Consider the following 8,854-nt stretch of genomic DNA (forward strand, 5'->3'; position numbering starts at 1 on the left):
GACGCGGCTTCTTCTTCCCCATGCTCTCCATCATGGACATCCTTCCGGGGACGAACCCCTGATCTCGGATGTCCGTCAAACCGGATCAAGCCCAGATCAGGACCGGGAGTGACTGTGATGACCGACGCACAAGCCGCATCCAGTCGGCGTGACTACCTGAGCGACTACCTGGCCCGAATCGGGGGCACCGCTCTGCTCAGTGCAGACGAGGAGATCGAGCTGGCCAGACGGATCGAGGCGGGGACATACGCCGCCCGCCTCATCGAACAAGGCTCCGCAACCCCCGATCTGCAGGCCGTTGTCGCGGACGGCCGGGCCGCCAGGAAGCACATGATCGAGGCGAACCTGCGGCTGGTGGTGTCGGTCGCCAAGCGCTACGCACGCCGCGGCATGTCGCTGGCAGACGTGATCCAGGACGGCAACCTGGGACTGATCGAGGCCGTCGAGCGGTTCGATCACGCCAGGGGCAACAGGTTCTCCACCGTGGCCACCTGGTGGATCCGCAAAGCCATCCAGCGAGGACTCGAACACGCACAAGTGGTGCGTCTGCCGATGGCGGTCCAGGACCAGCTGAGGAAGGTCAGCCTCGCCGAGGCCGCGCTCACGCACCGGTTCGGCCGCGTGCCGGCGGAGCGAGAACTGGCCGAGGAGACCGGGCAGGAGCCGGCCAGACTGGCTTTCCTCCGGCAGGTGCCTCAGGAATGCGCCAGCCTGGACCTGGCGGTAGGAGAGGGGCGTCACGTGACGACGCTCGGAGACCTGATGGTGGACACCCAAAGCCCCTCGGCTGCCGATCTCGTGGAGCGAGAGGCGCTGAAGGTACTGCTCACGTCACTTGTGGACGGGCTGGCGCCCCGGCAGGCGCTGATCTTGCGGTTGCGATTCGGCCTGGACGGGCGCCCGGAGCACACGCCTCGGCAGATCGCCGACATGCTCGGGCTGACCCCCTTCTGGGTGCGCCAGCTGGAGAGGGAATCGCTTGAGCGGATTCGGAGGCATGGAGTCAGGCGGGGCCTGCTCGCTTGGGCATCGTGATCCCGTGATCAGTGCCCACCAGTTCAGCGCTGATGCCACGACACCGTCACCTCGGCGACGTCGCTGAAGGAGGTGTTCCGGTGCTCCGCCACCACCGGAAGCCGGGGGGTGGGCGTCGGGATTCCCGGGTGGCAGACTGATCAGCATGTCGGATAGCGAGCATCGTGCACTGATGCCCCAGATGCGGCTGGATGAGCTGCTGGCCGAGCTGCAGACTCGGCTGAACGCCGTGCTTTCCACGCGGGATCGGGTGCATGCGCTGCTCGAAGCCGTGGTGTCCGTGGGCAGCGATCTGGACCTGGAGACAGTGCTGCGCCGGATCGTGGAAACGGCGACCAAACTGGTGGACGCCAGCTACGGCGCACTGGGCGTTGTGGGTGAGGAGAGCACGCTGCTGCAGTTCATCCCGGTCGGGCTGAGCGAGGAGGAGATCGCCAGGATCGAGCACTGGCCGCACGGGCTCGGCTTGCTCGGCCTGCTGATCAAGGATGCCCGGCCGCTGCGGATGGGCAAGATCTCCGACCACCCCGAGTCGTACGGGTTCCCGCCCGGTCATCCGCCGATGGGCACCTTCCTCGGCGTCCCGGTACGGGTGCGCGATGAGGTGTTCGGCAATCTCTATCTGACGGAGAAGCGCGGCGGCGGTGAGTTCGACGAGGAGGACGAGGCGGTCGTCATCGCGCTGGCCACCGCCGCAGGTGTTGCCGTGGAGAATGCCCGGCTTTATGAGGAGTCGCGGCGGCGCGAGACCTGGCTGCAGGCGTCGGCCGAGGTGACCACGAGCCTGCTGTCCGGGGCCGACCCCCGGCAGGTGCTCACCACGATGGCGGCGCGGGCCCGCGAGATGTGCGACGCGGACCTGGTCCAGGTGCTGCTTCCCGAGCCGTCGGGAGATTCGCTGAAGGTGGATGTCATCGAAGGCGAGGGCGCGGACGAACTGCTGGACGCAGAGTTCGAAATCTCGGCCACGCTTGCGGGCGAGGCGTTCACCCGAGGCGAGCCGGTCGCGGAGAAGAACTTGCAGCAGGCCCCCTACCCTGAGTCGCCGTTGCGCCGGCTGGGGTACGGGCCTGGGCTCATGGTGCCGCTGGGAGCCGCCACGTCGACACGCGGGGTTCTCGCGCTGGCCAAGCGGAGCGGGCGGCTGCCGTTCAGCGACGCCGACCGGCAGATGCTGCAGTCGTTCGCCGGGCAGGCGGCGATCGCGCTGGAGCTGGCCGAGGCCCGCCGCGACGCCGAACGGCTCGGCCTGCTGGAGGACCGTGACCGGATCGCCAAGGACCTGCACGACCTGGTCATCCAGCGGTTGTTCGCGACCGCCATGACGTTGATGAGCACGGTCCGGCTGGTCGAGCGGCCGGAGGCGGGCAAGCGGCTGCAGCACGCCATCGACGAGCTGGACGAGACCATCCGGCAGATCCGCTCGTCCATCTTCGCGTTGCAGGGAACGCGCGAGGACTCCGCGCCCAGCCTGCGGGCCAAGATCGTCGATCTGGTCGAGGGCGCGGGCGGGCATCTCGGCTTCATGCCGGGCCTGCGCATGGAGGGGCAGATCGACACCGTCGTGCCCGAGCCAGTCGCCGAACACCTGCTGGCCGTGCTGCGTGAGGCGCTGTCGAACGTGGTGCGCCACTCACATGCCACCCGGGCGGAGGTCACTGTCGAGGTCGCGGACGCCCACCTCACACTTACGGTGACCGACAACGGCGTGGGAGTCGGCGAGAGCGGACGGCGCAGCGGCCTGCGCAACATCGAGGAACGGGCCGTCCAGTTGGGCGGTACGGCGGAGATGGACAGCATGGACAGTGGAGGAACGAGGCTGCGCTGGCATGTCCCTCTGTGATCGGGCGGCCGACCTTCTGCCCTGGCCGGCGGGGACCAAGGACCCTGGCTGCGGTCGCGGCACCTCGGCAGTATCGAGCACATGACAGCGATGGAGCGAATCGACGCGTACTGGCGTGCGGCGAACTACTTGTCCGTAGGGCAGATCTACCTGCTGGACAACCCGCTGCTCACCGAGCCGCTGCGGCCCGAGCACGTCAAGCCGCGCCTGCTCGGCCACTGGGGCACCACCCCCGGGCTCAACTTCTGCTTCGCCCACCTCAACCGGATCATCGCCGAGCGCGCCCAGGACATGATCTACATCGCCGGCCCGGGTCACGGCGGACCTGCGGCGGTCGCGCATGCGTGGCTGGAGGGCTCCTACGCGGAGAAGTATCCGGACGTCTCGCAGGACGCGGCCGGCATGCGGCGGCTGTTTCGCCAGTTCTCCTTTCCTGGAGGCATCCCCAGCCATGTGGCGCCGGAGACGCCCGGCTCCATCCACGAGGGCGGCGAACTCGGCTATTCGCTGGCCCACGCGTTCGGCGCGGCCTTCGACAACCCTCGCCTCGTGGTCGCCTGCGTTGTAGGCGACGGTGAGGCGGAAACCGGACCGCTGGCGGCCAGCTGGCACTCCAACAAGTTGCTCGACCCCTACCGCGACGGCGTGGTGCTGCCGATCCTGCACCTGAACGGCTACAAGATCGCCAATCCGACCGTGCTGGCCAGGATCCCGGAGCATGAGCTGATCAAGCTCATGGAGGGGTACGGATACCGTCCCCACATCGTCGGCCCGGATCACGAGCAGATGGCGCGAACGCTGGACGAGGTGTTCGACCAGATCGCCGCCTACAAGGAGGGCCGCGAGAACCGCCTCCCGATGATCATCCTGCGTACGCCCAAGGGCTGGACCGGGCCCCGTGAGGTCGACGGCAAACCCGTGGAAGGCACGTGGCGCGCCCACCAGGTGCCGCTGTCCGGCGTCCGCGACAACCCCGAGCACCTGGCGATGCTGGAGGAGTGGATGCGCTCCTACCGGCCGGAGGAACTGTTCGACGCCGACGGCCGGCCGGTGCCCGCGCTCCTGCAGACGGTCCCCGAGGGACCGCTGCGGATGAGCGCCAACCCGCACGCCAACGGCGGCGAGCTGCTGCGGCCGCTCACCCTGCCGGACTTCCGGGACTATGCCGTCGAGGTCAAGGCGCCCGCGACCACCGCCAGCGAGCCGACCCGGGCTCTGGGCGCCTTCCTGCGCGACGTGATCTCCGCCAACTCGCACACCTTCCGGCTGATGGGCCCGGACGAGACCGCCTCCAACCGGCTGCAGGCCGTCTTCGACACCACCGACCGCGCCTGGAACGCCACAGTCGAGCCGACCGACGAGAACCTCGCCGCCGGCGGCCGGGTCATGGAGGTGCTCAGCGAGCACCTGTGTCAGGGCTGGCTGGAGGGCTATCTCCTGACCGGGCGGCACGGGCTGTTCAACTGCTACGAGGCGTTCATCCACATCATCGACGCGATGTTCAACCAGCACGCCAAGTGGCTGCAGACGTCAAAGAAGATCGCGTGGCGACGGCCGGTGGCGTCGCTCAACTATCTGCTGTCCTCGCACGTGTGGAGGCAGGACCACAACGGCTTCAGCCACCAGGACCCGGGCTTCCTCGACGTGGTGGTCAACAAGAAGGCCGAGGTCGTCCGGGTCTACCTGCCCCCGGACGCCAACACCCTGCTGTCGGTGGGCGACCACTGCCTGCGCTCCCGGGACTACGTGAACGTGATCGTGGCCGGCAAGCAGCCGGTGCTCGACCTGTTCACCATGGACGAGGCCATCGCCCACTGCACCCGCGGTCTCGGTATCCTGCCGTGGGCCTCCAGCGACGCGGACGCCGAGCCCGACGTGGTGCTCGCCTGCGCCGGCGACGTACCGACCCTGGAGACCCTGGCGGCCGCCGCCATCCTGCGCGAACACCTGCCGCAGCTGAAGGTGCGCGTCATCAACGTCGTCGACCTGATGCGGCTCCAACCGCCGTCGGAGCACCCGCACGGCATGCCGGACGCCGAGTTCGACACGCTCTTCACCACCGACAAACCGATCATCTTCAACTTCCACGGGTACCCGTGGCTCATCCACCGCCTCACCTACCGCCGCCACGGCCATCAGAACATCCACGTGCGCGGCTACAAGGAGGAGGGCACCACCACCACGCCGTTCGACATGGCCATGCTCAACGACATCGACCGCTTCCACCTGGTCATGGACGTCATCGACCGCGTCCCGGGGCTGGGCGCCACTCAAGCACACCTGCGCCAGCGGATGTCCGACGAGCGGCTGCGGGCCCGCGCCCACACCCGCGAACACGGTGAGGACGCCGCCGAAATCCGCGATTGGACGTGGGCCTGACGGTCCGACGAGACAAGCCTGGAAGGCAGCTTCGTGCCTTCCAGGCTTGTCGTGTGTACGAGAGCCTTGATGATCGTGACCACCGACGTATGGGAGTCACCTCTGCGTGAGGCGGTGCGGCGACGCGGAGATACGCCGGCCGGAGAGCTGCTCGGCTTCGACCACGATGTAGTGGTCCCTGTTGCCAGGCGCCCAGGGTGTCAGCGGAAGCGCTGTAAGCTGGGCGATCTCGCCGGGGTCGGTGACCGCCCGGGCGTGCCCCACGACGGTCACCGACCAGCCGGTGCGCGCCTCGGCGTCGAACTCGTCCGCCTCGAAGGCGACCACCGCGTTGCGGGTGGCGGCGGCGAGCTTGGAGCCGGACCCCGTGCGGATCACGATGCTCTCACCGTGAAGAAGGAAGGTGACAGGCTGCACGGCCGGCAAAGCCCGGTCAGTGAATACGATCCGGCCGATCGGCGTGGACGCGAGCAGACGCAGGCACTCAGCGTGGGAGAGCACCTGCAGGCCGGATGAGTCGAGTTCCATGCTCCCAGCCTTCCCGCTCGGGCCCAGCACAGGTAGGGACAAAAGCCCCGACATTGCTGGTGATCGCCCCAGCGGGAGGTTCTGGCCGAGGATGACATCAGCGTGGTCACGGCTCCAGAGATCGGGGAATGGAGTCGGACGGCCCGTAGGGCTGCTGAGTGTGCCCGCGGGCGTCGTAGATCTTCACCCACTTGATCGACGGGAACTGCTTGAGCGTGGGCTTGATCTGATCGGCGATGGTGAACGTCGATCCTCCACTGGTGATGTGGCCGGTGAGGTGCACCCGGGCGGTCCCGTTCTTGATGGTGAGCTTGCTGAAGCCGATGGCCTTGGAATCGACGAAGCGCAACCCGCGCGCCTTCTCAGCCAGGGTGGGGCCGGCGAACAGACGCTGAAGGGCGCCGTATGCGGTCGCCGGTGGGATGGCCGGCCGCTGCACGGCTGTCGTGTACGGCCTGCGTCCGGTGTTGTAATTGGCGGTGTTGAGGAAGTAGTCGCGTACCGGCACGGTCCGGTACGGCGTGGCGATGTCGACGACGACGCGGCTGGGCCACCTGAGCGTGTAGACCCGGTAGGGCGTGCGCTTGGCCAGCGCGGCGCCGAACGTGAGCGTCGCCTCGAAGTCGCCGGTGTTGACGACCTGGATGATGCCGGGCAGTGCGTAGGTCCTGCGGGTCGGCCCGTAGGTGACATGGCCGTGGCGGTCGTGGCCGTCGGCGTGGCCGAAGCGGATCTGCAGCAGCGCGTCGCCGACTGCGGGCACGTGTCGGCCGGAGCCGTCGGCGATCAGCTTGGGCACGTAGCGGACGTCGCGCCTGGCGGGCACGCCGCCGCGGAACTCGAAGACCAGCCGGTCGAGGCCGTCATGGTGCGCGGCTCGGATGCCGATCAGGGTGGGGGCGCCGGCGTGCTGGGTGATGGCCTGCGCCGGTACGGCGAGCAGGCCGGTGGACGTGGCCACCATCGCGGTGGCGACGAGGGGACGGATCGGGAGCATGTCGATCATCTCTTCTCCTGTGAGTGCTCCTGATCTCAGAGTGCTCTCCACCACCGCCGGACAACAGCGGCGAACGTCCTCAATCTCCATGCCTATTGGCTGATGGGACGGACTGCTGGGGGCAGTCCGGGACGAAGGTCCTTCCGTATAGGGCCATTTGGCGCTTGGTCTGCGGCGATCTCAGGAGTGTCCTTGAAAGGACACAAGGGAGTAACCATGATCCTGGTTGGGGTGGACGGCTCGCAGGCCGGACTTGTAGCCGTCGGTTGGGCCGCGCGAGAGGCGGCACTGCGCGGAGTGCCACTCACCGCGGCCCACGCCATGCCGCGGTGGGCGTACGAGACCACGACCGGCCGCTATGCCGAGGTGGCTCGCTGGATGTGCGAAGGCGGCAGAAGCGTCCTGGCCGCGGCCGAGGAGCGGGCACGCCGGGAGCAGCCGGAGATCGAGGTGAGGACGACGTTCCTCCCGGATGACCCGCGCGTCGCCCTGATCGCGGCGGCGAAGGACGCCGAGCTGCTGGTCGTCGGCAGCCACGGGCTCGGGGGCGTACGTGGGATGCTGGTCGGCTCGGTCGCCTACGGGGTGGCCGGGCACGCACCGTGCGACGTCGTGGTGGTTCGCGAGCCTTCCTCGCCGCCCGGTGCGGAGGTCGTTGCCGGGGTCGACGGTTCGCCGGCGTCGTCGAGGGTGCTGGAATTCGCCGCCGCCGAGGCGCGGCTGCTTGGAGCACGGTTGCGGGCCGTGCACGTCAGGGCGTATCCCTATCCGGGCGCCTTCGGCCTGGTGGAGCAAGAGGACGGCGGCGACGATCTGCTCGTCCTGAAGAAGACGATCGCCGCCCTTCGCGATCGATACCCGGACGTCCGGATTGTCGAAGAGGTCGTGCACGGCCATCCTGCCGAGCTCTTGCGGCAGGTCGCGAGCGGTGCCGAATTGCTGGTGGTGGGCTCGCACGGGCACAGCACGTTCGCAGGCATGATCCTGGGCTCGGTCAGCCACGAGCTGCTTCACCGGGCTCCTTGCCCGCTGGCCGTGGTGCGGACCGCGCGATGAACGGCCGGTCTGAGGGCTGCGAGCCGCGGCCCAAGAGCTGGTGTCATGCCTTTCAGCTCTGCCGCCGTCGATGTCTGAGGAGGCCCTCGCCGGTGCTGGCTACGGAGAGTGCGGTGGTCCAACGGCACGCAGTGTGGTGACCGAAGCGTGGACGAAACCCTCTTGAATGATCCTGCTCTAAGGACTGTTGCGGAGGGTAGTTGAATTTGTGGGGGAGCGTCATCACGCAGCGCGGGCTTTGGCCAGCATCTGTCACACGGGCGCGCGGTCGAGGGTGACTGCCCGCCCCGGACCGGTGGCCGCTGGGCATGGGTCGGGCAGTCCAGCGGGCTCCCCCTCACAACGTGTGGCCCGCCGCCGCCATTATCTACAGTGACTGAACAACTACGCAACGCGTGCGTTGGTGGGCGGATCGAGCTGACGCAACGGGCTACCGGTGGACACACGCCGGGGATGTGGGCGGGCGGTTGGCGAATGCGGGGTGGTCGGCGGGGCGCAGACGCAGATGCACGCGGGATGCTCCGGTGTTCCAGTCAAAGGCGATGAGGTCACACAGGAACAGGACGACAGCCAGGGATGCGTCACTGCCGGTCAGGCCGGAGTGTGGGCTGAGACTGGCGGTGATCCGGTCATCGGTGATCGCGTTCGTCGGGTCGTAGAGGTGGAGGCTTACGCATGCCTGGTCGGCCCACAGGCTGAGTGTGGCGTCCGGGCGTGCGGTATTGATGAGGAGGAGGGCTGCCTCGTGGACGGCGAGCACAAGATCGGCAGCCCGGCAAGGACACAGCCCCTCGATCGTGGCGAAGGCGTGCACCCGTTGACGCAACCTCGCGGGGTTGTCTCGGAGGGGCGACGACAACGGGATGGGCAGGAACATGCGTCGCGCTCCTTCTATTTCTGTCAGCACCCGGGAGGTGGAAGCCTAGGCCGTGTTTCAAAGGATCGTGAGCCAGTCGTTGATGGCAGCGATGTGGACGGTGGCTGCGTAGCGGACGGCGAGCTTGTCGTACCGGGTG

The 8,854-nt window shown here is 68.0% G+C and carries 7 protein-coding genes; 4 read left to right on the forward strand and 3 right to left on the reverse strand.

Translation table 11 applies throughout. The features are described 5' to 3' along the window. Window positions 1–117: 117 nt before the first annotated feature. The 3 genes from ACWDXC_RS45110 (at window position 118) to ACWDXC_RS45120 (ending at window position 5,257) form a co-directional block, all read left to right on the forward strand. The gene (locus tag ACWDXC_RS45110; RefSeq protein ID WP_449993217.1) at window positions 118–1,035 is read left to right on the forward strand and encodes a sigma-70 family RNA polymerase sigma factor; all 918 of its coding nucleotides are present in this window, start codon (window positions 118–120) and stop codon (window positions 1,033–1,035) included. A 172-nt stretch (window positions 1,036–1,207) separates the two neighbouring features. Beyond that, window positions 1,208–2,878 carry a sensor histidine kinase gene (locus ACWDXC_RS45115; protein WP_449993219.1) on the forward strand — a complete coding sequence of 557 codons (1,671 nt, stop codon included), beginning with the start codon at window positions 1,208–1,210 and terminating at the stop codon, window positions 2,876–2,878. 81 nt (window positions 2,879–2,959) lie between these two features. Then, window positions 2,960–5,257: a phosphoketolase family protein gene (locus tag ACWDXC_RS45120; protein ID WP_449993221.1), complete on the forward strand. Its 2,298-nt coding sequence runs from the start codon at window positions 2,960–2,962 to the stop codon at window positions 5,255–5,257. A gap of 96 nt (window positions 5,258–5,353) precedes the next feature. Here ACWDXC_RS45120 and ACWDXC_RS45125 read toward each other — a convergent pair whose 3' ends face one another. Together ACWDXC_RS45125 and ACWDXC_RS45130 are read right to left on the reverse strand one after the other, a co-directional pair. Beyond that, complete coding sequence (locus tag ACWDXC_RS45125) at window positions 5,354–5,785, reverse strand: pyridoxamine 5'-phosphate oxidase family protein (RefSeq protein ID WP_449993222.1); 432 nt, start codon at window positions 5,783–5,785, stop codon at window positions 5,354–5,356. 106 nt (window positions 5,786–5,891) lie between these two features. Beyond that, window positions 5,892–6,791, reverse strand: a complete 900-nt coding sequence (locus ACWDXC_RS45130) for a GerMN domain-containing protein (RefSeq protein WP_449993224.1) — start codon at window positions 6,789–6,791, stop codon at window positions 5,892–5,894. Window positions 6,792–6,998: 207 nt separating this feature from the next. On the opposite strand from ACWDXC_RS45130, the gene ACWDXC_RS45135 reads away from it, so the two are divergent. After that, window positions 6,999–7,838 carry a universal stress protein gene (locus ACWDXC_RS45135; RefSeq protein WP_449993226.1) on the forward strand — a complete coding sequence of 280 codons (840 nt, stop codon included), beginning with the start codon at window positions 6,999–7,001 and terminating at the stop codon, window positions 7,836–7,838. A gap of 430 nt (window positions 7,839–8,268) precedes the next feature. On the opposite strand, the gene ACWDXC_RS45140 is transcribed toward ACWDXC_RS45135, so the two are convergent. Further along, entirely contained in the window at window positions 8,269–8,715 is a 447-nt protein-coding gene (locus tag ACWDXC_RS45140) for a hypothetical protein (protein ID WP_449993228.1), read from the reverse strand. Between the last annotated feature and the right edge of the window lie 139 nt (window positions 8,716–8,854).

It is taken from the genome of Nonomuraea sp. NPDC003214 (assembly GCF_053590035.1).